We start from the raw sequence: 26,185 nt of genomic DNA on the forward strand, positions 1-26,185 counted from the left end.
AAGTGATGCATCAGAAATCGATGCGGTAGAAAAAATCCAGGGAGCTGACCAGGCCGCCAACGGCTTCCAGGTACAGGCGTTTGGTCAGATCGTAACGCACGGCCAACCGGTTTGCCTGTTCAAACACCCCTACACCATAGCGCAGACTCAACTTCTCGGTGAGATAGCCGGTGGCTACCACACTGGTTGTCAGGCCGCTGCCCTCGGTATCCAACTGAAAATCATCAATACCGAGCGACCCGGCAATGTTCTTCGCCAGCGGCGTGCTACCGGCCATGCCCAGCGCCAGCGCGGCCTGACCCAAGACGTTGCTGTCACCGGTATCGGCACCCAGCGGGCGCCCGAGAATCAGGTAGGCCAACGCCTGCTCCTGGGCCATGCTCGGCTCAGAAAACACCTCGGATATGGGTGCATCGGCCTGGCCGGTCAGGCGCAGGCCAGCGATGACATCATCGACCCGGCGGATGGCTTCGATATCCAGGTAGGGCTTGCTGATCGGGCCGGCGAACAGAATCTGCGCCCGCCGCAATTCCAGGCGCTGGCCGTAGCCGCGAAAGCGTCCGTCCAGAATATTCAGGTTACCAGCGGCGGTCATGTTTTCGCGCACATGCAGCTGGCCACTGAGCCGGCCAGTGAGACCGAAGCCGCTGAAGTTCAGCTGATCACCGATCAGCAGCTGAATGCCCATGCTGATGCCCAGCGGCAGGGATCCTTCCATCTCTTCGGTGGCACCGACAATCTCTGCATCCGGTGACACTCGGACGGCGGCCGGCGGCAGCTCTCGCACGGTGATATCCCCCTCGGGAATCGCGATGGTGCCGGTGAGCGCGAGGTTATTGTCGGCCAGACCGATATGCAGATCCGGGCTGGCCAACAGGTCAGCGTAGGGATCGACGCGGATTGGCAGGTTGGTACCGGTCAGGCTGATATCCACGGCCAGGGCCGGTGCCCAGGCGGCGGTGCCGGCGAGCTGGCCCTGCCCTTCCCCGCTCTGCCATTGCCCGTCGATCACGGCCTGCTGACCGGTGATACCCACCTGCATCCGCAACTGCTTGAAGCTGACCGGCAGCTCCGGTCCGCTGATTTCACCATTGCTCAGCAAAATATCGCCGTCTACTTGCGGCTCGGTGAGCGTCCCGGCCAAGGTGCCGCGGCCAATCAGGTCTCCGTTGAGCGTGTCGACCTGCGGCAGGAAGGGTCGCAGGATATCCAGTTGCACATCACGCAGATCGAAGCGGCCGTCGAGACGCTGGGCGCCGCCGGGGTCGGCAATATCGGCCTGGACATCAAGATTGCCGAGCCCGTCACTGACCAACTGCAGCCGACTACGGGCCTGCTCGGGATCGAGCTGGATGGTGAATTCCAGGTTTTCGTAAGGGAAGGTCAATGGCTGGTCCGGGTTGTTGACCCGCAGCTCACCGTTACGGCTACTGACCACCACGTTGGCCCGTGGCTCGGCACCCACCGCCTGGCGAAATTGCGCTTCGGCATTGAGCGTTGCATCCCAGATCAGGTCATCCGGCAGCCATTCCTGCAACGAGGCCAGCGGGAAATCGGTGAGTCTGAGATTTACCTGCCGGTCGGGCATCAACCGTTGTTCGCCATTGAAACAGAGCTGGCTCTGCAGGTGACTCCAGCAGTGGGCGCCCAGACGCAGTTCGCCATTGGCCAAGCGATAGTTCAGGGCTGCGGAGTCGTTCAGTTGCCAGACCATGTCTTCAGCGGCGATGCTGGCGTCGCGCAACTGGCCCTGCCAGCGTTCGTCATTCAGGCTGCCGGTCAGGCTCGTATCCAGATCCACCAGGCCGCCTTGCAGATCAATCGCCAGCTGATGCGATGCCCGGGTGCCGTCAAGTACCAGGCTGAGGTTGCCCAGCCGGGTATCACCGTTGCGCAGGCGGCTGGCAGAAAGGGTCAGATTGCCGGGCAACTGATAATTGAGCGTGACCCGGCCGTCAGCGCTGAGCGCCGCCAGGCCGAAATCGGCATAGCCCATCCGCTCACCCTGCAATGCCAGCGTCACGGTCGGTTCATTTGCCGATCCCGATGCCTCGGCGTTACCTACCAGACTGCCAGACAGCCCCGGCCACAGCGTTGCCATGCGCGCCAGGTTGATATCGAAGCGGCCTTCTACGGTCTGCCCCCAGTGCCCTGCACCACGGATACGGTTGTCACCCTGGCGCAGCTCCAGATCGGTGATCTGCCAGCCCGTTTCGGCGCTTGCCACAGCGCCGGATAGGGCCAGGGGCTGGCGTCGCAAGGTGCCGCTCAAGTCCCAGTCGGCAGTCAGTTGCAGTTGCTCATCGCGGATACTGCCGGAGCTGGTTACCGGGCCATTCAGCGAGCCGGGCAACTCGGCTGCGAACATCTGCGGATTGAGCTCTTGCAACAGCAGTCTGACGTCCCAGGCAATGCCATCGAGCAGGCTCAGCGCCGCTTCACCAGTGAGGCTGCCTTGCTCGGTGGTCAGCGCCAAGGGGGCGATATCGATATGTTCCGGGGTTCCGCTGAGGGCCAGTTGCAGATCGGCCTCCTGCTCTCCCACCCCGCCGAGTTGCGCCTGCAGTGCCGCGTCGAATGCCATATCCCGCAGATTGGCCTCAAGATTCAGCTGGTGCACTTCCAGCGGTCCGATATCCTGCGGATACAGCCATTGCCACGGAAACTGTTGCATGGCGAGCTGCGCATCGGCGGTGAGTACGTCAGACCAGCCAGCATTGGCTGTGAGCCTGAGTTCCCGTTCCGGCTGCTCAGCCACGACCAGATGCAAGTTGAGGTCGGATACGCCGGTGCTCGTGGCTTGGCCGCGTACGGTCAGGTCTATCCTGCCACCTTCACCTGGCAAATGGCTGTCGGCCTGCAATGCGATGCCTCTCTCCAGATCACCGGCCAGGTTCACCACCAGATCGTTCAGGGTCAGGCTGGGCGGCAGAGACTCTAGCGCCAGAAAAGAAGACTCGCCGCGCCACTGGGCTGTCAGCGGCAGCTCGGCTTGCAGTGGTTGGACGTCAGCTGTCAGCACGCCGGACAGATAACCGCTGCTGCGGGCTTCCAGCTGCAGCTGGGCAACGCTTCCATCGATGCGGGCCTGCAGCTCCCAAGGGCGTTCATCCATCGGCGGCAAGGCCAGTGCGGTTACCACCCGCAGCGGCCAGTCGCCGCTCATGCGCAGATCGCCTTCCAGGTCCCAGGTCAGGTCGGGCCCCTGGCCGCTGAAGTGGGAGATATGCAGCTGGTCGCCGCTGAGCTGAGCCTGCAGGGAAATATCGTGAAGCAGCGCTTCTTCGCCGTTCACCCGCACCTCACCGACGCGCGCTTCCTGCAATTGTATGCCCAGGGGCAGGCGGATCTCCGGCAGGGTGATGTCCTGCCGTGACTCGTCCGGCTCATCCGTGGGGGTGGTGTGTACCTGAATGCGCTCCGCCGAGAGCAGATCGATGCACAGGCGTTTGCCGCGCAGGCAGCCGGGTGTCCAGGCCAGTTCCAGCTCATCAATGGTCAGTTCGATACCAGTGTCACGCCAGGCCACCTGGGAAAAATGCCAGCCCTGCCACAACTGCCCGCCACTGAACTCCAACTGCAGGCGCGGCTCCAGTTCCGGCAGCTTGCCAAACAGCCATCGATTGGCCCCTTCGCTGGACAGCACCGCCAGCAGGATCGCCACCAACAGCACAGGCACTGCCAATAGAATGAGCAGCCCGCGCAACAGCGCCTTGAGTAGAAACCCCGTCACAGTTCGGCACCCATGGAGAAGTGTATGCGGAAGCCCTCATCCGGATCGCTCATAGACCTGGCCAGATCCAGGCGGATCGGGCCTACCGGCGAGACCCAGCGTATGCCTACCCCGGTGCTGGTCTTCATCGGGTCTTTCCAGCTGTCCACCGCATTACCGTGGTCTATGAACACTGCCGCGCGCCATTTGGGGCGGAACTCGTATTGGTATTCCCCGCTGGTGGCCAGCAGGTAGCGCCCGCCTATACGCTCGCCAGTATCATCGGTAGGTGCCAGGGTACGGTAATCGTAACCACGTACGCTCTGGTCACCACCGGCAAAGAAGCGCAGCGATGGCGGCACGCTGGAAAAGCCATCGCTGGCGATGCCGCCGACCTGGGCGCGGGTCAGGAAACGGTGGTTGTCCCACAGGGTATACAGCCCCTTGGCAGCGAGATTCAGGCGCAGGAAGTCGATATCGGAAAGGATGCCGGCCTTGGCGCCCTGCAGATCCATCATCAGACTGTAGCCGCGGCTCGGGTCCATGCTGTTGTCGCTGACGGTACGCTGAAAGCCGAGGCTGGGAATCAGCAGAGTGCTGCGGCCGGAGTCGTCGCCGAGCGAATAGCGTTCCTGCTCCAGGCGCAGACCGATGCTGCGGTTCCAGCCGTTCTCCAACCGTCGCTGCAACAAGCCGCCGATGACCATGCTCTGGCTTTCGGTATCGTCGATATCCTCGCGCTGCCAGCCGGAGAAGAAGCGCAGATGGCTGGACTGAGGCGGCGTGAGAGGGATCTGATACCAGGACGTTATCTTCTGTCGGGGGGCAGACACCTCCAGCTCGGCGCCACGACTGTGCCCTCGGGAATTGAGCCAATGCTGCGTCCAGTCAGCCTTCACGCGCGGCCCTACGTCGGTGGAAAAACCGCCACCGAAGCCCAGCGAGTGGGGCTTGCGCGCCTTGAGTTGGGCCTGCACAGGGATTATCCCATCCACCGCAAGATCAGCCGGTGCGGTAACCTGCACCGCTTCGAAGTAACCACTGGATAGCAGCTCGCGATTGAACTCGGCAATCAAATCCGCCTCGTAGGGTACCCCATAGCGAAACGGCACCATGCGCTGCAGCAGATCGGCATCGAAAGGCGTTTCGGAAAAGCTCACCTCACCGAGGCTGTAGCGTTCTCCGGTGTCATAGCGAAGAATGATATCCGCCAGATTGTCTTCGACATCGATCAGCAGCCGGTTTTCCAGAAACTCGGCGGAAAAATAGCCGTGCTGCAAAGCCTGGTTCTGCAGCAGACTCTTGGTGTCTTCATAATGGCCATGGTGCAGCTGCGCGCCGGGCATCATGTGGCGGCTGAGGGGGAAGTTGAAATAGTCCGCATCCTGGCCCGCCCCGCTTACCTCCAGGGTCACGTTATCCAGCCGCACGGGCTCGCCCAGGGTCACTTCCAGCAGCAGCACCGGGTCGGTATCCTCGCCGGTGACCCGCGGGCGTACCCGGGCATGGTAATAACCCAGTGCCTGAAGCGCGCTGAGTGCCTGCTCCCGGCTGGACCGGGCCAGGCGCCACATGGCTTCGCGGCTGGTGGCCGTCACAGGCCCGATGAAGGCCTCAATATTCTTGCGGGCCGCATCATTGCGTGGCTCGACCTGCACCTCGAGTTCCGCATGGGCGACCGTGGTGAACAGCAGTAGAGCCAGCAATATGGAAAAACGGACCATTTTCTGTTCCAGCATCAATATGGCATCGTGGTTCAGCGTTTCCTAACCTGCCGGACGGGTTGGTGCGGCCAACTTGCCGCCGGGGAATGCTAACATGCAGACCGCCTCTGGCCGATACGCATTCCGGCTTTCCCGTTTTCTTCAGGATAGGAATTTTGATGAAAGTTGTCTCGTTCAATATCAACGGCTTGCGCGCCCGCCCTCACCAGTTGCAGGAGCTGGTCAGCAAGCACTCGCCCGATGTCATCGGTCTTCAGGAAACCAAGGTGGATGACCCTGCGTTTCCGCTGGAGTCGGTTCAGGCATTGGGTTATCACGTGCATTTTCATGGTCAGAAAGGCCATTACGGCGTGGCGCTGCTGACCCGCGAAGAGCCGCTGTGGGTACGCAAGGGGCTGCCCAATGATGGTGAGGAGGCACAATGCCGCATGATCAGTGCCGCCCTGCCCTGCGCTGATGGCTCGCCGCTGGTTGTATTCAATGGCTACTTCCCCCAGGGCGAAAGCCGGGCTCATCCCATCAAGTTTCCGGCCAAGACCAGGTTCTATGCGGATCTGCAGGAGCATCTGCAGCAGGATTATGCGGCTGATCAGCGGATCGTGGTCATGGGGGATCTGAATATTTCGCCACAGGATTGCGATATCGGTATCGGCGAAGCCAACGCCAAACGCTGGTTGCGTACCGGCAAGTGCAGCTTTTTGCCCGAGGAGCGCGAGTGGCTCCAGCGGCTCAAGGACTGGGGGCTGGTCGATACCTTCCGGCATATGAATCCCGCGGTGAATGATCGGTTCAGCTGGTTCGACTACCGCAGCCGCGGCTTCGAGGATGACCCCAAACGCGGCCTGCGCATCGACCTGGTAATGGCCAGCCGCGGTCTGATCGACCAATGTGTCGATACCGGCATCGACTATGACATCCGTGCCATGGAAAAGCCGTCGGACCATGCGCCGGTGTGGGCCAGCTTCAACGTCTGAGGCGCCCAATCAGCGGAGCCGTTTCCGGCTCCGCTGCCAGGCCGGTCAGGCCATCTCTTCTTCTGGCACATCCAGCACCAGCTCGCCGTCGCGCAGGGTGACATGCACGGTGCCGCCATGCTCGGCCAGATCACCAAACAGGATCTGCTCTGCCAGCGGCCGCTTGATCCGGTCCTGGATCAGGCGTGCCATGGGCCGCGCACCCATCAGCGGGTCGTAACCATGTTCCACCAGCCAGTTACGAGCGTCTTCATCCACGTCCAGCAGTACATGCTTGTCTTCCAGCTGGGCCTGTAGTTCGGTGAGGAACTTGTCCACCACGAACTTGACGCTGTCGTGGCTGAGCCGGCCAAACTGAATGATGGCATCCAGGCGGTTGCGGAACTCAGGCGTGAAGGTCTTCTTGATCACCTCCATTGCATCGGTGGTGTGGTCCTGGGTGGTGAAGCCGATCGACGACCGGGCCATGGACTCTGCCCCGGCGTTGGTGGTCAGCACGATGATCACGTTGCGGAAATCCGCCTTGCGACCATTGTTGTCGGTCAGCGTACCGTGGTCCATGACCTGCAGCAGCAGATTGAAGACTTCCGGATGGGCCTTCTCGATTTCGTCCAACAGCAATACGCAGTGCGGCGTCTTGTTGATCGCCTCGGTGAGCAGACCGCCCTGATCGAAGCCGACGTAACCCGGAGGCGCGCCAATCAGCCGTGATACGGTATGCCGCTCCATGTATTCGGACATGTCGAAGCGCAGCAACTCCACCCCCAGGCTCTTGGCGAGCTGGCGAGTCACTTCGGTCTTGCCCACCCCGGTCGGGCCGGCGAACAGGAACGAGCCTACCGGCTTGTCGGCGGACTTCAGCCCGGCGCGGGACAACTTGATGGCTGTGCTGAGCGCATCGATGGCCTGGTCCTGGCCAAATACCACCAATTTCAGGTCTCGCTCGAGGTTCTTCAGCAGTTCCTTGTCGCTGGTGGAGACATGCTTGGGTGGAATCCGTGCGATCTTCGCGACGATGGCTTCCACTTCGGCTACGTCGATGCACTCGGGCCGCTCATCCTGCGGCTTGAGACGCTGGTAGGCTCCTGCCTCGTCAATCACATCGATGGCCTTGTCCGGCATGTGCCGATCATTGATATAACGGTCGGCCAGTTCCGCCGCCGCCTTCAGCGAATCGTCGGTATAGCGGATGCCATGGTGGTCCTCGAAGCGGCTGCGCAGCCCCTTGAGAATCTGGATGGTGTCGCTGACGGAAGGCTCGGCCACATCGACTTTCTGAAAACGCCGCGCCAGGGCCCGGTCTTTCTCGAAAATGCCGCGAAATTCCTGGAAGGTGGTCGAACCAATGCAGCGAATTTCGCCTGAGGACAGCAGCGGCTTGAGCAGATTGGACGCATCCATCACCCCGCCGGATGCGGCGCCCGCGCCGATGATGGTATGAATTTCGTCAATGAACAGGATCGCCTGGGGACGCTTCTTCAGCGCCTTGAGCAGCGCCTTGAAGCGCTTCTCGAAATCGCCCCGGTACTTGGTACCTGCCAGCAGCGCACCGAGATCCAGCGAGTACACCACTGCCTCAGTGAGAATGTCCGGCACTTCGCCATCGACGATACGCTTGGCCAGCCCTTCGGCGATAGCCGTCTTGCCGACGCCGGCCTCACCGACCAGCAGCGGGTTGTTCTTGCGTCGCCGCACCAGGATTTGCGCCACCCGCTCGACTTCCGCTGCGCGGCCGACCAACGGATCGATCCGCCCCAGCCGCGCCTGCTCGTTCAGGTTGCTGGCGTAGGACTCCAAAGGATTATTAGCGGCCACCGCCTCGCCACCCTCCTCATCAAGGCTCTCCTGCTCGGCCTGCATGCTCTCGTTATCATCGGCCACCTTGGAGATGCCATGGGAGATGAAATTGACGATGTCGATGCGGGCGATGTGTTGTTGCTTGAGGAAGAACACCGCCTGGCTTTCCTGCTCACTGAAGATCGCAGCCAGCACGTTGGCGCCATTCACTTCGCCTTTGCCGGAGCTCTGGACGTGGAACACGGCGCGCTGCAATACGCGCTGAAAGCCCAGCGTGGGTTGGGTTTCGCGCTCGATGTCCTGGGTTGGAATCAAGGGTGTGGTGGAGTCGATGAACTCGGTCAGTTCCCGACGCAGCCGGTCCATGTCCGCACCGCATGCCCGCAGCACGGCCACGGCGGCCTGGTTGTCGAGCAAGGCCAGCAGCAGATGCTCGACAGTCATGAATTCGTGGCGTTTGCTGCGAGCATCCTTGAACGCCAGGTTCAGGGTGATCTCCAGATCTCGATTTAGCATACTGCCCCCTCATTGTGCGACTCTGGTCGCTCTATTACGCTTCGCGTTCTATCTGACACATCAACGGGTGCTGACATTCCCTGGCATATTCATTTACCTGAGCCGCCTTGGTCTCGGCAATATCCCGAGAATAGACGCCACATACGGCTCTGCCCTCAGTATGGACCCTGAGCATGATCTGTGTAGCCTTTTCCCGATTCAGCATAAAGAAGACCTCCAGTACCTCCACGACGAAATCCATCGGCGTGTAATCGTCATTGAGCATAATGACCTGATAGCGTGCCGGCGGCTGCAGTTCCGGTTTGCCGGTTTGTACCGCCAGACCATCATCTTCTTCGTGCTCCGGCTGCCCCGGCTCCTGCATGAACGTTAGTTGAGTTTCCATCGTTGCAAATGTCTTTTGATCACATGGTGTATGTCAGGCTACAGGCAAAATGTGCACTGGTACACAGCTTGCCAGTACCCGCCTTGACTTATCTCGATTCAATGTTAATAAGTGTAACAAGCCTGATACGTAATTCGTCATTCTCCGACATTCCGTGTCATGTGAGGTCACAGCAGGATTCACTACCCAGTATGGGGACAGCAGAGGAAAGCAGTATGGAGATAGGTAAGGTCAAATGGTTCAACAATGCCAAAGGCTATGGTTTCGTGGTAGCCAATGGTCGCAATGAAGACCTTTTTGCCCACTACTCAGCTATCCAGATGGATGGGTACCGAACGCTCAAGGCAGGCCAGCCTGTACAGTTCGACATCATCCAGGGTCCGAAGGGCCTGCATGCAGTCAATATCCAGGCCGTTGGTGAGCCGGTTCGCAAATCGGCTGAAATGACCGAAGCGGCTCCGGTGGCGACGCTTGTTTAACTGACACCTGCCCGCGTGTTCCTCGCTGTACCGGGCACTCTTACACAAACAAGCCGGCATTTGCCGGCTTGTTTGTTATTGCTTCTGACTGCCGCTTGAATTACATCGCAGCGATCAGATCATCACCGAACTCGGAGCACTTGCGCAGGACGGCACCGTCCATCAGACGCTCGAAGTCATAGGTAACGGTCTTGTTGGCGATGGCGCCTTCAGTACCCTTGATGATCAGGTCAGCCGCTTCTACCCAACCCATGTGGCGCAGCATCATTTCTGCGGACAGGATCAGCGAACCAGGGTTGACCTTGTCCTGACCGGCGTACTTGGGTGCAGTACCGTGGGTCGCTTCGAACATGGCAACCGAGTCGGACAGGTTGGCGCCCGGAGCAATACCAATACCGCCCACTTCGGCAGCCAGTGCGTCGGACAGGTAGTCACCGTTCAGGTTCAGGGTAGCGATAACGTCATACTCGGCCGGGCGCAGCAGGATCTGTTGCAGCATGGCGTCGGCAATGGCGTCTTTCACGACGATGTTCTTGCCGGTGTTCGGGTTCTTGAACTGCATCCACGGACCGCCGTCCAGCAGCTCGGCGCCGAACTCGTCACGAGCGACTTCATAGCCCCACTCTTTGAAGGCACCTTCGGTGAACTTCATGATGTTGCCCTTGTGCACGATGGTCACGGAGCTACGATCATTGTCCACTGCGTATTGCAGAGCCTGGCGCATCAGGCGCTTGGTGCCCTGCTCGGAAACCGGCTTGATGCCAATGCCGCAGCCTTCGGTGAAGCGAATCTTGGTAACACCCATTTCCTCGGTGAGGAACTTGATGACTTTCTTCGCTTCGGGGGAGTCGGCTTTCCACTCGACACCAGCGTAGATGTCTTCGGAGTTCTCACGGAAGATGACCATGTCGACGTCGCCGGGGTTCTTGACCGGGCTGGGTACGCCGGTGAACCAACGAACCGGACGCTGGCAGACGTACAGGTCCAGCTGCTGGCGCAGAGCTACGTTCAAGGAGCGGATACCGCCGCCTACCGGCGTGGTCAGGGGGCCCTTGATGGAAACAACGTAGTCCTTGACTGCATCCAGGGTTTCTTCCGGCAGCCAGGTGTCCTGGTCGTAGACCTGGGTGGCTTTCTCGCCGGCGAACACTTCCATCCAGGAGATCTTGCGCTTGCCACCGTAGGCTTTTTCCACGGCCGCATCGACTACCTTGATCATGACCGGGGAAATATCAACGCCGATCCCATCACCTTCGATGTAAGGGATGATCGGGTTGGCAGGAACATTCAGGGTGAAGTCGGCGTTGACGGTAATTTTGTCGCCGCTCGCCGGCACCTGGATCTTTTGGTATCCCATTTGTGACTCCGTTGTGTGTCGTTGTCAGTGAAGACCCGGACGGTTGGTCCGAATCGGAAGAATACGGATTTGGTGGGCCGTATTGTTGTAGTTTTCCTACAAAAAGTCACGCACTTTCATCATCTTCAATGGTATCTCCCGCAAGAAACGCCTTTCTCGAGGAGCCACTGATTGATTGGTGACCAGATTTTGTAGTGAGACTACATTCTCACTACAGGGCCTGGACGCTCTTCGCATCCTAGCCCTTTTTCCGTTCAATTCCAGCCCCCTCCCTCGCTGGAGCCGTTGCGTTTCATCCCGACCATTCACCGGGCGGCCGGTTTACGGTAACCTATCGGCCTGAATCGGGAGTCAAATATGCGCTTTTTACCTCACGTTACCGTCGCCACTATCGTCGAAGATCGCGGCCGGTTTCTCATGGTTGAGGAAGTCAGCAACAATAGAGTTGTATTCAATCAGCCTGCCGGGCATTTGGAAGCAGACGAAAGTCTCATACAGGCTGCTCATCGCGAAACTCTGGAAGAAACCGCCTGGACAGTGGAAATCACCGGGCTTACCGGAGTCTACCTGTTCCGCGGCGAAAATGGTGTTACCTACCAGCGTACCTGCTTCATCGCCCAGCCGGTGGCTCACCAGCCCCACCTGCAACTGGATGACGGTATCGTAGGCGCCCATTGGCTGACCCTGGAAGAAGTTGCTGCGCTGGGTGAACAGCTGCGTAGTCCCATGGTGCTCGAATGCCTCACCGATTACCTGAACAAACCGCGGTATCCACTGGATCTGATTCGTTGACATGACTACGCAAACCAAAACGCCCAGCCAGACCCGGGTTATTGTCGGCATGTCCGGCGGGGTCGACTCCTCCGTCTCTGCGGCCTTGTTGCTCGAACAGGGCTACCAGGTCGAGGGTCTGTTCATGAAGAACTGGGATGAAGACGACGGCACCGAATACTGTACCGCCCGCGAAGACCTGGCTGATGCCCAGGCGGTGTCTGATCGCCTCGGCATCAAGTTGCATACGGCTAACTTCGCCGCCGAGTACTGGGACAATGTGTTCGAGCATTTCCTGGAAGAATACAAGGCCGGCCGCACGCCCAATCCGGACATCCTCTGCAACCGGGAAATCAAGTTCAAGGCCTTCCTGGACTACGCGCTGATGCTGGGCGCCGACCTGATCGCCACCGGCCATTACACCCGCCGTGCCGAGCGCGACGGCCAGACGCTGTTGTTGCGTGGGCTGGATGCGAACAAGGACCAGAGCTACTTTCTGCATGCGGTTGGCGGCGAGCAGCTTGCCCGTACGCTGTTCCCGGTGGGTGAACTGGAAAAGCCCGAAGTACGGCGCATTGCCGAGAAATACCAGCTGGCCACGGCGCGCAAGAAGGACTCCACCGGCATCTGCTTCATCGGCGAGCGTCGCTTCACCGATTTTCTCAAGCAGTATCTGCCAGCCCAGCCTGGCGAGATAGAGACCACTGATGGGCAGGTCATTGGCCGTCACCATGGTCTCATGTATCACACCATCGGCCAGCGTCAGGGTCTGGGCATCGGTGGTTTGCAGGGCGCCAGTGATGATCCCTGGTATGTACTGCGCAAGGATCTCGAGCGCAATGTGCTGGTCGTCGGCCAGGGCAATGAGCACCCCTGGCTGTTTTCCAGCGCGCTCGCCTGCTCCAACATCTACTGGGTCAACCCGCTGGACATCACCGAGCCCATGCGGTTGACCGCCAAGGTGCGGTACCGCCAGCCCGATCAGGCCTGCACCCTCGAGCGGACTGCCGATGGCTACCTGATCCGCTTCGATGAGCCGCAGCGTGCAGTTACCCCGGGGCAGTCCATAGTGCTGTACCAGGACGATGTCTGCCTGGGCGGCGGTGTCATCGAGCAGGCGACTCCCGCCTATGAGGAAGCGCCATGACACTGGCTGAAGAACAGGTACTGGCCTTGGGAGCGATCTTCGAGGCGGCACTGCAGGTCGATAAACTGGCGCGCACCGGCCAGCACAGCGAAGGCCCGGTGAGCTGTCTTATCCAGAGCATCTTCGAACGCTCGCCGGACGACACCCTCGGTATCTATGGCGGCTCCCATCACCAGATTCGCAGCGGACTGCAGGCGCTCAATGCCATGCTGGAGCGGGATACCGCCAGCCTGCAGCGTGATGCCCTGCGCTACACCATGAACCTGATTACCCTCGAACGGCAGTTGGACAAGCGCGACGACATGCTGGCGGTGCTCGGTCAGCGTCTGGATCAGGCGCAGCAGCAGGTTGGTCACTTCGGGCTGCTGCATGACAACACCATGGCCTCCCTGGGCAGCGCCTATCAGGATACCTTGAGCACCTTGCGGCTGCGCATTCAGGTGCATGGCGACATGCGGCATCTCCAGCAACCCGATATTGCCAACCGCATCCGTGCACTACTGTTATCTGGCATCCGCTCGGCGCGCCTGTGGCGTCAGCTCGGCGGTCATCGCTGGCAACTGCTGTTGTCACGCCGCAAGTTGCTGGAAGCGACCCGCTCCATCCTCAACGGGTAGCGCACGAGGCGCTGCCCACCTGCCCGCAGGTCGAACCCAATCACCTCAGGATGGTGTATGATCTGCGGCTTTCAGCCAGCCTTTGACGAGAACTCCTATGCAACTTTCCTCCTTGACCGCCGTTTCACCCGTTGATGGCCGTTACGGCAGCAAAACCGCCAGCCTGCGTGGCATTTTCAGTGAATACGGCCTGATCCGCTTTCGTGTGCAGGTTGAGGTCCGCTGGTTGCAATGCCTGGCTGCGCACCCGGGCATTCCCGAGATCGGTCCGTTCTCCGACGAGGCCAATGCCCTGCTCGATCGTCTGGTCGATGACTTCCAGCTGAGCCACGCTGAGCGCATCAAGGAAATCGAGAGGACTACCAACCACGACGTCAAGGCGGTGGAGTACCTGCTCAAGGAACAGGTCGCCGCTCTGCCCGAGCTGCAGAAAATCAACGAGTTCATTCACTTCGCCTGCACTTCCGAGGACATCAACAACCTGTCCCACGCGTTGATGCTGCGCAGTGGTCGCGACGAGGTGGTGCTGCCACTGATGCGTCGCCTGGCCGATGAAATTCGCGCCCTGGCGGTGTTGTTCGCCGACGTGCCGATGCTCTCGCGTACCCACGGTCAGCCGGCGTCCCCCACGACCCTGGGCAAGGAACTGGCGAACGTCGTCTACCGCCTGGAGCGTCAGATCACCCAAGTGGAGAACATTCCGCTGCTGGGCAAGATCAACGGTGCCGTCGGCAACTACAACGCCCACCTGTCGGCCTACCCCCAGCTGGACTGGGAAGCCAACGCCCGTCAGTTCATCGAAGAAACCCTGGGGCTGACCTTCAACCCCTACACCACCCAGATCGAGCCGCATGATTACATCGCCGAGCTGTACGATGCGGTGGCCCGGTTCAATACCATCCTGATCGATTTCGACCGGGATATTTGGGGTTACATTTCCCTGGGTTACTTCAAGCAGAAGACCATTGCCGGTGAAATCGGCTCCTCGACCATGCCGCACAAGGTCAATCCAATCGATTTCGAGAACTCGGAAGGCAACCTGGGTATCGCCAATGCGATCCTCCAGCACCTGGCCAGCAAGCTGCCGGTTTCCCGCTGGCAGCGCGACTTGACCGACTCCACCGTGCTGCGCAACCTGGGTGTCGGCTTTGCTCACAGCATCATTGCTTATGAAGCAACTCTTAAAGGAATCAGCAAGTTAGAGCTGAATGTTCAACGTATTGCTGAAGACCTGGATAACTGCTGGGAAGTGCTCGCCGAGCCCGTGCAGACAGTCATGCGGCGTTACGCTGTGCCGGACGCCTACGAAAAGCTCAAGGAGCTGACCCGCGGCAAGGGCATCACCCCGCAGGCGCTGCAGAGCTTTGTCGACGCGCTGGAGATTCCCGATGCAGCCAAGCGGGAACTCAAGGCCCTGACGCCTGCCAATTACATTGGCAACGCCGTGGCGCAAGCTCGCCGTATCTGAACTGCCGCCGATGCCCGGTCTCGCCGGGCATCGGCTCAAGCCACTCCCTTCGACCTTCCTGCCGCATTCGAGGCTGCCCCATGTCCTTTTCCGTCACCACCCTCCCTGGCGGCATGTCTGCCGATGAGTTTCTCCGGGATTACTGGCAGAAGAAGCCGCTGCTGATCCGCCAGGCCTTTGCCGATTTCGAAAATCCGCTGAGCGCGGATGAGCTCGCAGGCCTGTCCCTGGAAGAGGAAGTGGAATCGCGCATTGTGTTGGAACAGGGCGCCACGCCCTGGGAATTGCGCCATGGTCCTTTCACCGAAGACGACTACCGCAAGCTGCCGGAGCGGGACTGGACGTTGCTGGTCCAGGCCGTTGACCAGTTCGTGCCCGAGGTGGCCGAGCTGCTGCAGGCGTTCCGTTTTCTGCCAAGCTGGCGGGTCGACGATGTGATGATCAGCTACGCTGCGCCGGGCGGCAGCGTTGGCCCGCATTACGACAACTACGACGTATTCCTGCTGCAGGGACATGGCCATCGACGCTGGAAGGTCGGACAGGCCTGCAATGCTGACAGCCCGCTATTGAATCATCCCGACCTGCGCATTCTGAGCGATTTCCAGCAGCAGGATGAGTGGGTACTTGGCCCCGGTGACATGCTGTATCTACCCCCGGGCCTGGCCCATTACGGCATCGCTGAAGACGAATGCATGACCTACTCGATCGGTTTCCGGGCTCCCAGCCACGCCGAAGTACTGACCCATTTCAGCGACTTTCTCGGTCAGTATCTCGGTGATCATCAGCGCTACAGCGATGCTGGTCTCAGCCTGCCCGCAGACCCGGCACAAATCGATGGGCCGACGGTTGACCGCCTGCAAAAGCTCCTGCTGGAGCTGATTCAGGACAAGGAAGCCCTGGGCACCTGGTTCGGCCGCTTCATGACCGAGCCACGCTACCCGGAAATGATCACGGCGCAAGAGCTGGACGAGCAGGTGCTGAACGATGCGCTGGGCCAGGGTTACGGCCTGGTACGCAGCCCTAACGCCCGCCTCGCCTGGCGCCAGGAGCAGGACGAGTACCTGATGCTGTTCGCCAGTGGCGAACATTGCCTGCTACCGACCCGACTGCTGCCGCTGGTGCAGCTGATCTGCAATCGCGATTATCTTGATGCCGAGCAGTTGCAGGCGTGGCGCCAGGACGATGAGGCCGTCCTGCTTCTGGAGCAATTGCTGAGCAAAGGCGATCTGCTGCTGGAAGAGGACGAGGATGAATAATCTGGATATTCGGCTAGCGGACTGGGATAGCACGCCGGCATTGCGCGATATTCGTCAGATAGTGTTCATCGACGAGCAACAGGTACCACCAGAGCTCGAGTGGGACGCAGATGACGCGCATGCCACGCACTTTCTGCTGACTGCTGACGAACAACCGGTGGGTACTGCCCGGCTGCTGGACGATGGCCGCATCGGACGTGTTGCCCTGTTGCCACAGGCGCGCGGCAAAGGCCTTGGCCGGCAACTGATGCTGGCCGTCATGCAGCACGCCCGCCAGCAAGGCATGACGCAGCTGAGGTTGTCGGCCCAGACCCACGCGCTCGATTTCTACGGGCAACTGGGGTTCGTGCCCTGCTCGGAGGTGTATCTCGATGCCGGCATTCCTCACCAGAGCATGACGTGGGAAGCCACTGCAGCCCAGTAACGGCGCCGGCGGCGATCTCTCGCGCGCCCTCGAATGCTAAACTCAGCTTCGGTAACGAGGAGATCGCGCCATGAATCTGCGAATCATGCTGGCCATTTTTACCAGTCTCGCCCTTGCTTTCAGCTCTGTTCAGCTCCTCGCCGCGCCGCGGACCGAGGTCATCCCGTTGGGTTACAATATGGCCCAGGATGTCATTCCGGCTATTCAGCCGATGCTCCGTGCCGACGAACGTGTCTCCGCCTATGGCAATCAGTTGATCATTCGCGCCGAGCCTGAGCGGCTGCAGGAGATCCGAGCGCTGCTGAGCGAGCTTGATCGCCAACCGGCCAAGCTGCGTATCACTGTCAGCAACTCGGCCAGTTCACGGGGTAACGAGTCCGGCTACCGGCTGGATGGTCGATTGGAAACTGGCGCTGGGGACGTTGTTGTGGGGCAGCCGCGAGGTGCCAATCAGGCGCGGGTCATCCGCCGTGAAACCCGCGGCGCGGGTGACGGTACCCGGGTGATCACAGCCAACGAAGGCTACCCGGTGCTGATCCAGACCGGCCAACGGATACCGCTGACCAGCACCACGACCAATATCTATGGCCAAGTGATCAATCAGACCGAATATCACGACGTCACCTCCGGCTTCTACGCCACCGTGCGCCTGAACGGCGATCTTGCAACCATCACCCTGAGCGCCAACAACGATCGGCTGCACCCTGCCGGCAAGGATGTCATCGACGTACAGCGTACCGATACGGTAGTCACCGCACGCCTCGGCGAGTGGGTTACCGTTGGTGGGGTGGATAATGCTGAAAGCCGCCAGGACCGCGGCCTAGGGCGCCGAACCACCACCCGCAGCGCGCAACAGCAGAGCATCCGATTGATGGTCGAACGCTTGCAATGAGTTTTGTTGGAGTTTTGTAGTGTTTAGATAAATTCACTACAAGATCGTTGACTTCTGTTTTTCCAGGCCGCATTATTGCCCCGCTCCCGCTAGCCAGAGCCCCTTTACGGGTCTCCGGATGGTTCCTGAACCTAAGGACCCATCTGTGTCTCGACAGCCCACAAGGCAGTTCGACGAGGTTGCGACTGGAACGAAGTTGTCCTGAGGGACGGGGAAGCGATTCAAACGTAGCAGCCTGTATGACACCGGAGCGGCGGTATGCTCTTCAAGCTATCAGCTTGAGCAAAACACGCCATCCAGCGCATCGACTGTAACGTACCCTCCTCTCTCTTATGTCATTCTTCAATTCCGGTCACTGTTTCGACGCACTGCGGAGTGCCGCAACCCAGGCTCTGGCTTAAGGGTTCGGGGTCGACTAACGTCAGAACCAACGCACACTTTGAAGGATTGACCATGTCAGCATATCAGAACGATATCAAAGCAGTTTCCGCGCTCAAAGAAACCGCCGGTAACGGCTGGAACGCCATCAACCCGGAATCCGTCGCACGCATGCGTGCACAGAACCGTTTCAAAACCGGTCTGGATATCGCCAAGTACACCGCTGCTATCATGCGCAAGGACATGGCCGAGTATGACGCCGACAGTTCTGCCTACACGCAGTCCCTCGGCTGCTGGCACGGCTTCATCGGCCAACAGAAGCTGATTTCCATCAAGAAGCACCTGAAGACCACCAACAAGCGTTACCTGTACCTGTCCGGCTGGATGGTCGCGGCGCTGCGTTCCGAGTTCGGCCCCCTGCCCGACCAGTCCATGCACGAGAAGACTGCCGTTTCCAGTCTGATCGAAGAGCTGTACACCTTCCTGCGCCAGGCTGACGCCCGCGAACTGGACCTGCTGTTCACCGCTCTGGACGATGCCCGCGCCGCTGGCAACAACGCCAAGGTCCAGGAAATCCAGGCCCAGATCGACAACTTCGAAACCCACGTGGTGCCGATCATTGCCGACATCGACGCCGGTTTCGGTAACGCCGAAGCCACCTACCTGCTGGCCAAGCAGATGATCGAAGCGGGTGCCTGCTGCATCCAGCTCGAGAACCAGGTGTCCGACGAGAAGCAGTGCGGTCACCAGGACGGTAAGGTCACTGTTCCGCACTCTGACTTCCTGGCCAAGATCAACGCCGTTCGCTATGCCTTCCTCGAACTGGGTGTCGACGACGGTGTGATCGTTGCCCGTACCGACTCCCTGGGCGCTGGTCTGACCAAGCAGATCGCTGTTACCAACGAGCCGGGCGACCTGGGCGACCTGTACAACAGCTTCCTCGATGGCGACTACATCGAGAATGCCGATTCCATCGAGAACGGCGACGTGGTCATCAAGGCCAACGGCAAGCTGCTCAAGCCCAAGCGCCTGGCTTCCGGTCTGTTCCAGTTCCGCAAGGACACTGGTGTCGACCGAGTCGTACTGGACTGCATCACTTCCCTGCAACACGGTGCCGACCTGCTGTGGATCGAAACCGAGAAGCCGCACGTTGGCCAGATTGCCGACATGGTCAACCGCATCCGCGAAGTGGTACCGAACGCCAAGCTGGTCTACAACAACAGCCCGTCCTTCAACTGGACGCTGAACTTCCGTCAGCAGGTATTCGATGCCATGGTTGCCGAAGGCAAGGATGTTTCCGCCTACGACCGTGCCAGCCTGATGAGCGTCGAGTACGACGAGACCGACCTGGCCCAGCTGGCTGATGAGAAGATCCGCACCTTCCAGGCTGATGCAGCCCGTGAAGCCGGTATCTTCCACCACCTGATCACCCTGCCGACTTACCACACTGCCGCACTGTCTACCGACAACCTGGCAAAAGGGTACTTCGACAAGGAAGGCATGCTGGCCTACGTGAAAGGTGTTCAGCGTCAGGAAATCCGCCAGGGTATCGCCTGCGTCAAGCACCAGAACATGGCTGGCTCCGACCTCGGTGACAACCATAAAGAGTACTTCGCTGGCGAAGCTGCTCTGAAAGCCGGCGGTAAAGACAACACCATGAACCAGTTCTGATCGAATTGATTCACGGGCCTCGGCCCGCGTGTTGAAGAAAAGGCCACCTCCGGGTGGCCTTTTTCCTTCCAGTAGGCTCCAAGCCGCCAAGTCGCGTACAATGCGCGCTCCATTGCCGGCCGCGACGGCGTACTCGCTCCTCCGGCACATCATGCAGCAACAGGTTGGAAAGAATGGCACGTTTACATCTGGAGTTTCCGGAAGATCAGTTTTACTTCACCACTCAACTGACCGTCCGCATCACCGACATCAACTCAGGCAAGCATCTGGCAAACGATTCCATGGTCTCGATGATATCTGAGGCCCGGGCTCGCTTTCTGTATCAGTTCGGTATAGAAGAAGCTGGTGTCACAGAGGTCGGCATTATCGTCACCGATCTGGCCACCACCTACCTCAAGGAGGCGTTCGCCCGGGAAACTCTCGTCTTTGAAGTGGGGCTGATGGATCTGAACAAGTACGGCGGCGATATCATCTTCCGTATCACCAAGGCCGATAGCGGCGAGCTGGTTGCCCTGGCCAAGTCCGGCTTCGTGTTCTATCACTTCCTTACCGCAAAGGTTGCGCCGATGCCTGAGGATTTCAGGTTGCGCTTTCCTGGCGTGAACCAGGCCGTCGATTGAGAAATACCTAGAGTCAGAAACGAAAAAGCCGGTCAATGACCGGCTTTTTTTGGCCTGCCATCCTTGGCAAGCTGACCCCAGGTGGTCGCGAATGCAACGCCACGGGGTCTATGATGAAGAAGATCGATTAACGAACTTCAACCTCAGTTTCCACTTCAGCTTCAACGCGACGGTTCATGGCGCGGCCATCGTCGGTTGAGTTGTCAGCGATCGGGCGAGCTTCGCCGTGACCGACTGCATTCACGCGGGAAGACTCAACGCCTTCAGCGATCAGCGCTTCACGAACAGAGTTGGCGCGACGCTCGGACAGGTTCTGGTTGTAGGCATCAGTGCCGACGGAGTCAGTGTGACCTTCAACGGTAGTGGTGACCGAAGGATAGGTCTTCATGAACTCAGCCAGGCTCTGGATGTCCTGACGGAACTCCGGACGGATGGTATCGCGGTCGAAGTCGAATTTGACGTCCAGCTCAACGCGAACGGACTGCATCTCTGGCTCGGGCTCAGGAGCGGGTGCCGGGGCAGGAGCGGGCTCAGCCTGGGCTACAACCGGAGCGGGCGAAGAACCGAAGTTCAGACCTAAGCCAACGCCGGCCTGCCATTCGGTGTTGCGATGGTCCAGACCGTACAGGGCGTCAACACCAGCCTTCACGAAGAAGTTTTCGTTCAGGTAGTTTTTCACACCGAAACCGGCCACAGCCATAGTGGTACGGTCATCCGTGTTGGTACCGACCTGTTCCAGTTCCTGGTGAGCGAAGCCACCGGAAATGTAAGGACGCAGCGCACCTTCTCCGAAGTGGTAAACGGCTTCAACGTGGGCGAGCTTGCCGTCGATATCTTCACCGGAGTTCGGACCGTTATCCACTTCCAGACTCTTGTAAGTACCCAGGCCGATGTTCAACAGTACGTCGTCGGTGACAAAGTAGCCCAGGCTACCACCAACCAGAGTACCGTCGTTCAGATTGTGGCGGCTGTCGGTGAAATAGCGCTTGGCGAAGGCTTCGACTTCAACCGAACCGGCACTCTGGGCCATGACCGGCAGCGCGGAGCCGGCGATAGCAGCACTTACAACGATACCTACTGTGTTTTTCAATTTCATCTTTGAATCCCCGTTAAATCCATTCGGACGTTAGGTTTTGCGCAAAACTCGCAGGCAGTATAGCAGAAGCTACGGTAATTCAAGCGAGCCACATCTAAAAAGGATTGTTCAAGTGCTTCCTCAGCTTTTCCAATGCTCGCTTGTAGCGCATCTTGGTCGCACTCAATCCCATGTTCATGATGTCGGATATCTCTTGAAACTCCAACTCCGCAACGAAGCGTAATACCAGGATTTCCCGATCTACCTGGTTGACATGCACGAGCCAATGGTCCAGGCCCTTGCTGTCTACGGCTGGGCCCTCAGGTTCTTGGGCTTCTTCCTGAGCGTCCAGACTAAGCGCATCGTATAACCGCCGCTTGCGTTTTTCTTTTCGATACTGGGTAATGCATTCATTGTAAGTGATGCTATATAGCCACGTTTTGAACTTGGCCTTACCTTCAAAGTGCTTAAGCCCGTGCAGCACCTTGAGCATCACTTCCTGACATACATCATCAGCATCCCTTTCGTTGCCAAGATATCGGGCACACACATTGAAGAGTGTGCGTTGATACCTTCGCATCAGCTCCTCATAGGCAACGGTAGTATGGAAAAGTTCACGATTGGCGCGCGCGACCAGTTCTTCGTCCGTCATCTCGGACAATTGGCTGCGATTGCGTGAAGCCAGGCTATCGGTCAAAACAGAGTCATCGGCAAGTTGGCAGGACCGTATCGCCGTCAGAGCGACACGGGTTTATCCAGTAGAGTGCGGTTGGGTATAGAAATGAAACGGCCTTCATCATCCACAAGTGTGGTTTTAACAGTGCCGATCTCTTCGATCACGCCTTCACGGTCTTCGACCTTGATTCGATCTCCGATCTGATACAGTTCCCGGAGATAAACCCCGGCGATAATCTGACTGACCGTGTCGCGACTGCCCAAACCCATGGCCAACGCCGCCGCCGCACCGAAGGACACCAGCACGATGGCGATCACGGTATTGAGCAACTGGGTCTCGATCTGCAACTGCCCTATCGCCAGCGACACCGTAATGATGACCAGCAGCCCCTGCACCAGCCGGCTGATGCCGCCGGCATAGTCGGCGCCAATGCTTTCGACGGTGCCGCGCACCATCCCGGCTACCAGATGGGACAGCAGCAACCCCGCCAGCAGAATCAGCGCCGCTCCGAAGACCTTTGGCAGGTACAGCGCAAAGGCATCCAGTGTCGCAGAGACCCGTGCCAGCCCCAGGGTTTCCGCAGCGGAAACCACGAAAGTGAGAATAATGAACCAATAGATGATCTTGCCGATGACCGCCGATACCGGCGAGGCAATGCCGATGCGGCCGAGCATCTTGGTCACCCCTGCGCCGGTCATCAGCCGATCGAGCCCGAGCTTGGCCAGGCCCTTGCTCAGCACCGCATCGACGATACGGGCAATCACGAAGCCCAGCAGCACAATGATAAGCGCGGTGATCAAGTCGGGTATGAAAGAGGCTACTTTGGTCCACAAAGCAGTCATCGCAGCCACAAAACTCTGGCTCCAGGTTTCTTGTTCCATGGGATAGGCTCGCTATGAATTCAGATCAGTGGAAGAGGTACGCCGTTCCCGGCGAGCTGCGGCAGCCTGGCGCAAGCCGCGCCCTCCACCTTCGCCGATGACCCACCCCCAGCTGGCGAACAGCCGGAGCAGATCGAACAGACCGCTGTGGATATGAGCTCGATGCAGGACACGTTCCAGCCGCTTGTCATCCGCGCTGGGAGGCTGCCCGGAGGCATCTTCGCGCATCAGCTGGCGTAATTGGCTTTCAAATGGATCGTCCATGGCTATCTCCGAGTCGATGAATACACAGCACAGACGAACATCGGCCGGATGATGTCACCCGGCCGATGTGTCGAACTGAAAATGCCTGGCGCTTACTGGGGCATTTGCAGGGCTGTGGACGATACGATGATGCCGTTGTTATCGGCATATACATATTCACCCGGACGGAAGGTCACGCCACCGAAGGTGACCGGCACATTATGCTCGCCGACGCCACGCTTGTTGCTCTTGCGCGGATGGCTGGCCAGGGCCTGGACGCCGAGCGGTGTCTGGATCAGCACATCCACATCGCGCACGCAGCCGTAGATGATAATGCCTTCCCAGCCGTTCTTTGCCGCCTTGTCCGCCAGCATGTCGCCGAGCATGGCGCAGCGCAGAGAGCCGCCGCCATCCACTACCATGACTTTGCCTTTACCGTTCTCTTCAACCAGCTCCTTGACCACGGAGTTGTCTTCAAAGCACTTGACCGTGACGATCTCGCCGCCAAAGGAGTCGTGCCCGCCGAAGTTGCCGAACATGGGTTCGACAACCGCGACGTCGGGATAAGCGTCACACAGGTCTGGCGTTATATACATCGTCATGCTCCCAGGCTGATCAGCCGTTGTTTTCCGCAAGGAAGAACCAGGTATCCATTACCGAATCGGGGTTCAGCGATACACTTTCGATGCCCTGCTCCATCAACCAGCGAGCCAGGTCCGGATGATCCGACGGACCCTGGCCGCAGATACCAATGTACTTGTCGGCCTTGTGGCAGGCAGCAATGGCGTTGGCCAGCAGCTTCTTGACCGCAGCGTTCCGCTCATCGAACAGGTGCGCGATGATGCCGGAGTCACGATCCAGGCCCAGAGTCAGCTGAGTCAGGTCGTTGGAACCAATGGAGAAACCGTCAAAGTGCTCCAGGAACTCGTCAGCCAGCAGCGCGTTGGCCGGCAGCTCGCACATCATGATCAGGCGCAGGCCGTTCTCACCACGCTTGAGGCCATTCTCGGCCAGCAGTTCGACAACCTGTTTGGCTTCGCCCACGGTGCGCACGAAAGGCACCATGATTTCCACGTTGGTCAGGCCCATTTCATCACGCACCCGCTTCATCGCCCGGCATTCGAGCTCAAAGCAGTCACGGAAGGATTCGCTGATGTAGCGCGACGCGCCACGGAAGCCCAGCATCGGGTTTTCTTCTTCCGGCTCGTACAGGCGCCCGCCGATCAGGTTGGCGTATTCGTTGGACTTGAAGTCCGACAGTCGCACAATGGCTTTCTTCGGCCAGAACGCCGCTGCCAGGGTGCTGACGCCCTCGACCAGCTTGTCGACATAGAAGCTGACCGGGTCAGCGTAACCGGCGATGCGCTTCTCGACGCTGTCCTTGACTTCCGAAGGCAGGCTGTCGAAATTCAGCAGCGCCTTGGGATGCACACCGATCATGCGGTTGATGATGAACTCCAGACGCGCCAGACCCACGCCCTCGTTGGGCAGGTTGGCGAAATCGAATGCACGGTCCGGGTTGCCGACGTTCATCATGATCTTGAACGGCAGCGGCGGCATGGCATCCACGCTGTTGGTGCGGATATCGAACTCCAGCCGGCCTTCGTAGATCATGCCGGTATCGCCTTCGGCGCAGGAAACAGTCACTTCCTGACCATCGCTCAGTTCGCTGGTGGCGTTACCGCAACCGACCACAGCCGGAATCCCCAGCTCGCGGGCGATGATCGCGGCGTGGCAGGTGCGGCCGCCGCGGTTGGTAACGATAGCGCTGGCGCGCTTCATGACTGGCTCCCAATCCGGGTCGGTCATGTCCGACACCAGCACATCACCGGGCTGAACCTTGTCCATTTCCGACACGTCACGGATGATCTTCACCGGGCCTGCGCCGATACGCTGGCCGATCGCCCGGCCTTCTACCAGCACCGTGCCCTTATCCTTCAGCAGATAGCGTTCCATGACGTTGACATTGCTGCGGCTCTTGACCGTTTCCGGACGAGCCTGAACGATGTACAGCTGATTGTCGTCCCCGTCCTTGGCCCACTCAATATCCATCGGGCAGCCATAATGCTTCTCGATAATCATTGCCTGGCGGGCCAGGCTGACAACTTCCTCATCGCTCAGACAGAAGCGTGCGCGTTCGGCGGCATCCACATCCACGGTTTTGACCGAGCGGCCAGCGCTGGCCTCTTCGCCGTAAACCATCTTGATCGCCTTGCTACCGAGGTTGCGGCGCAGGATGGATGGGCGCCCCGCTTCCAGGGTCGGCTTGTGAACATAGAACTCGTCGGGGTTTACCGCACCTTGCACGACGGTTTCGCCCAAGCCGTAGGCACCGGTGATGAACACCACGTCACGGAAACCGGATTCGGTATCCAGCGTGAACATCACGCCAGCAGTACCTGTTTCAGAGCGCACCATGCGCTGAACGCCAGCAGACAGGGCAACCAGCTTGTGGTCAAAGCCCTGGTGGACTCGATAGGAAATAGCGCGGTCGTTGAACAGGGAGGCAAAAACTTCCTTGGTAGCGCGGATGACGTTGTCTACGCCGCGGATATTGAGGAAGGTCTCCTGCTGACCAGCGAAGGAAGCATCAGGCAGGTCCTCAGCGGTAGCCGAGGAACGAACGGCGACAGCCAGGTTGTCATTGCCAGCCGACAGCTTGGCAAAGGCTTCGCGAATTGCACTATCCAGCGCAGCGGGGAATTCGGCTTCCATGATCCACTGGCGAATCTGCGCACCGGTACGCACCAGAGCGTTGACGTCATCCACATCCAGCACGTCTAGCGCCGCATTGATACGGTCGTTGAGACCACTCTGTTCGAGAAATTCGCGATAGGCATCAGCGGTGGTGGCAAAGCCACCCGGTACGGATACACCGGCACCAGCCAGATTGCTGATCATTTCACCAAGCGAGGCGTTCTTGCCGCCAACTCGCTCAACATCTCCAACACCCAGTTGCTCAAAGGACACTACGTACTCTAGCAAGGTGATCTCTCCGTCAATCGATGAATAGGTTCGCAGCGCGGGCTTTGCCGTCTGGTCTGCAAGTCACAAATACGCCACAATGCCACTTTGACGCTGATCGAGGGCTCAGGACTGACGCCCTCGCAAATTCTGTTATC

At 59.3% G+C, this 26,185-nt stretch carries 22 protein-coding genes; 11 read left to right on the plus strand and 11 right to left on the minus strand.

The window, feature by feature from the left end; translation table 11 throughout:
* Window positions 1–10 precede the first annotated feature (10 nt).
* Entirely contained in the window at window positions 11–3,733 is a 3,723-nt protein-coding gene (locus DHB74_RS15195) for a translocation/assembly module TamB domain-containing protein (protein ID WP_499161872.1), read from the minus strand.
* Window positions 3,730–5,436, minus strand: coding sequence for an autotransporter assembly complex protein TamA (locus DHB74_RS15200; protein WP_036990342.1), 1,707 nt, complete (start codon window positions 5,434–5,436; stop codon window positions 3,730–3,732). Before DHB74_RS15200 ends, DHB74_RS15195 begins: the two co-directional genes overlap by 4 nt.
* Window positions 5,437–5,594: 158 nt before the next feature.
* On the opposite strand from DHB74_RS15200, the gene xthA reads away from it, so the two are divergent.
* Window positions 5,595–6,410, plus strand: coding sequence for an exodeoxyribonuclease III (gene xthA / locus DHB74_RS15205; protein WP_074781204.1), 816 nt, complete (start codon window positions 5,595–5,597; stop codon window positions 6,408–6,410).
* 45 nt (window positions 6,411–6,455) lie between these two features.
* Here the strand turns inward: xthA and clpA are convergent, their stop codons facing one another.
* Window positions 6,456–8,723: an ATP-dependent Clp protease ATP-binding subunit ClpA gene (clpA, locus tag DHB74_RS15210; RefSeq protein WP_499161875.1), complete on the minus strand. Its 2,268-nt coding sequence runs from the start codon at window positions 8,721–8,723 to the stop codon at window positions 6,456–6,458.
* A 34-nt stretch (window positions 8,724–8,757) separates the two neighbouring features.
* Window positions 8,758–9,108, minus strand: a complete 351-nt coding sequence (gene clpS, locus DHB74_RS15215; RefSeq protein WP_036989803.1) for an ATP-dependent Clp protease adapter ClpS — start codon at window positions 9,106–9,108, stop codon at window positions 8,758–8,760.
* Between the two features lie 191 nt (window positions 9,109–9,299).
* Between clpS and cspD the strand changes: the two genes are divergently transcribed.
* Window positions 9,300–9,587 carry a cold shock domain-containing protein CspD gene (gene cspD, locus DHB74_RS15220; protein ID WP_407920287.1) on the plus strand — a complete coding sequence of 96 codons (288 nt, stop codon included), beginning with the start codon at window positions 9,300–9,302 and terminating at the stop codon, window positions 9,585–9,587.
* A gap of 100 nt (window positions 9,588–9,687) precedes the next feature.
* Here the strand turns inward: cspD and icd are convergent, their stop codons facing one another.
* A complete protein-coding gene (gene icd / locus DHB74_RS15225; RefSeq protein WP_036989800.1) occupies window positions 9,688–10,944 on the minus strand; it encodes an NADP-dependent isocitrate dehydrogenase in 1,257 nt (418 codons plus the stop codon).
* 357 nt (window positions 10,945–11,301) lie between these two features.
* On the opposite strand from icd, the gene DHB74_RS15230 reads away from it, so the two are divergent.
* The 9 genes from DHB74_RS15230 (at window position 11,302) to DHB74_RS15270 (ending at window position 20,188) form a co-directional block, all read left to right on the plus strand.
* Window positions 11,302–11,736 carry an NUDIX hydrolase gene (locus tag DHB74_RS15230; RefSeq protein ID WP_074781205.1) on the plus strand — a complete coding sequence of 145 codons (435 nt, stop codon included), beginning with the start codon at window positions 11,302–11,304 and terminating at the stop codon, window positions 11,734–11,736.
* Window position 11,737: 1 nt separating this feature from the next.
* The gene (gene mnmA, locus DHB74_RS15235) at window positions 11,738–12,862 is read left to right on the plus strand and encodes an MnmA/TRMU family protein (RefSeq protein WP_499161877.1); all 1,125 of its coding nucleotides are present in this window, start codon (window positions 11,738–11,740) and stop codon (window positions 12,860–12,862) included.
* Complete coding sequence (hflD, locus tag DHB74_RS15240; protein WP_499161879.1) at window positions 12,859–13,479, plus strand: high frequency lysogenization protein HflD; 621 nt, start codon at window positions 12,859–12,861, stop codon at window positions 13,477–13,479. Before mnmA ends, hflD begins: the two co-directional genes overlap by 4 nt.
* A 97-nt stretch (window positions 13,480–13,576) precedes the next feature.
* Window positions 13,577–14,947, plus strand: a complete 1,371-nt coding sequence (gene purB / locus DHB74_RS15245) for an adenylosuccinate lyase (RefSeq protein ID WP_074781208.1) — start codon at window positions 13,577–13,579, stop codon at window positions 14,945–14,947.
* 80 nt (window positions 14,948–15,027) lie between these two features.
* A complete protein-coding gene (locus DHB74_RS15250; RefSeq protein ID WP_074781209.1) occupies window positions 15,028–16,203 on the plus strand; it encodes a ribosomal protein uL16 3-hydroxylase in 1,176 nt (391 codons plus the stop codon).
* Window positions 16,196–16,627 (plus strand): GNAT family N-acetyltransferase, encoded by a 432-nt coding sequence (locus DHB74_RS15255; RefSeq protein ID WP_074781210.1) that lies wholly within the window; start codon window positions 16,196–16,198, stop codon window positions 16,625–16,627. The genes DHB74_RS15250 and DHB74_RS15255 overlap by 8 nt, the downstream gene beginning before the upstream one ends.
* Before the next feature lie 70 nt (window positions 16,628–16,697).
* Window positions 16,698–17,519 carry a secretin N-terminal domain-containing protein gene (locus DHB74_RS15260; RefSeq protein WP_499161882.1) on the plus strand — a complete coding sequence of 274 codons (822 nt, stop codon included), beginning with the start codon at window positions 16,698–16,700 and terminating at the stop codon, window positions 17,517–17,519.
* A gap of 453 nt (window positions 17,520–17,972) precedes the next feature.
* On the plus strand, window positions 17,973–19,568 hold the full coding sequence (locus DHB74_RS15265) for an isocitrate lyase (RefSeq protein WP_036989791.1): 1,596 nt from the start codon (window positions 17,973–17,975) through the stop codon (window positions 19,566–19,568).
* 173 nt (window positions 19,569–19,741) lie between these two features.
* Entirely contained in the window at window positions 19,742–20,188 is a 447-nt protein-coding gene (locus DHB74_RS15270) for a thioesterase family protein (protein WP_036989790.1), read from the plus strand.
* A gap of 127 nt (window positions 20,189–20,315) precedes the next feature.
* On the opposite strand, the gene DHB74_RS15275 is transcribed toward DHB74_RS15270, so the two are convergent.
* From DHB74_RS15275 to ppsA, 6 genes are all read right to left on the minus strand, one after another.
* On the minus strand, window positions 20,316–21,284 hold the full coding sequence (locus DHB74_RS15275) for an OmpA family protein (RefSeq protein ID WP_036989789.1): 969 nt from the start codon (window positions 21,282–21,284) through the stop codon (window positions 20,316–20,318).
* Window positions 21,285–21,378: 94 nt separating this feature from the next.
* Window positions 21,379–21,960 (minus strand): RNA polymerase sigma factor SigX, encoded by a 582-nt coding sequence (gene sigX, locus DHB74_RS15280; RefSeq protein WP_036989788.1) that lies wholly within the window; start codon window positions 21,958–21,960, stop codon window positions 21,379–21,381.
* Window positions 21,961–21,998: 38 nt separating this feature from the next.
* Window positions 21,999–22,820: a mechanosensitive ion channel family protein gene (locus DHB74_RS15285; protein WP_499161885.1), complete on the minus strand. Its 822-nt coding sequence runs from the start codon at window positions 22,818–22,820 to the stop codon at window positions 21,999–22,001.
* Between the two features lie 12 nt (window positions 22,821–22,832).
* Window positions 22,833–23,084, minus strand: coding sequence for a hypothetical protein (locus tag DHB74_RS15290; RefSeq protein ID WP_036989786.1), 252 nt, complete (start codon window positions 23,082–23,084; stop codon window positions 22,833–22,835).
* 92 nt (window positions 23,085–23,176) lie between these two features.
* Window positions 23,177–23,665 (minus strand): ribonuclease E activity regulator RraA, encoded by a 489-nt coding sequence (gene rraA / locus DHB74_RS15295; RefSeq protein ID WP_036989785.1) that lies wholly within the window; start codon window positions 23,663–23,665, stop codon window positions 23,177–23,179.
* Window positions 23,666–23,678: 13 nt separating this feature from the next.
* On the minus strand, window positions 23,679–26,048 hold the full coding sequence (ppsA, locus tag DHB74_RS15300; RefSeq protein ID WP_036989784.1) for a phosphoenolpyruvate synthase: 2,370 nt from the start codon (window positions 26,046–26,048) through the stop codon (window positions 23,679–23,681).
* Window positions 26,049–26,185 lie beyond the last annotated feature (137 nt).

The organism is Pseudomonas sp. G11-1 (assembly GCF_024031555.1).
GTDB lineage: Bacteria > Pseudomonadota > Gammaproteobacteria > Pseudomonadales > Pseudomonadaceae > Halopseudomonas > Halopseudomonas bauzanensis.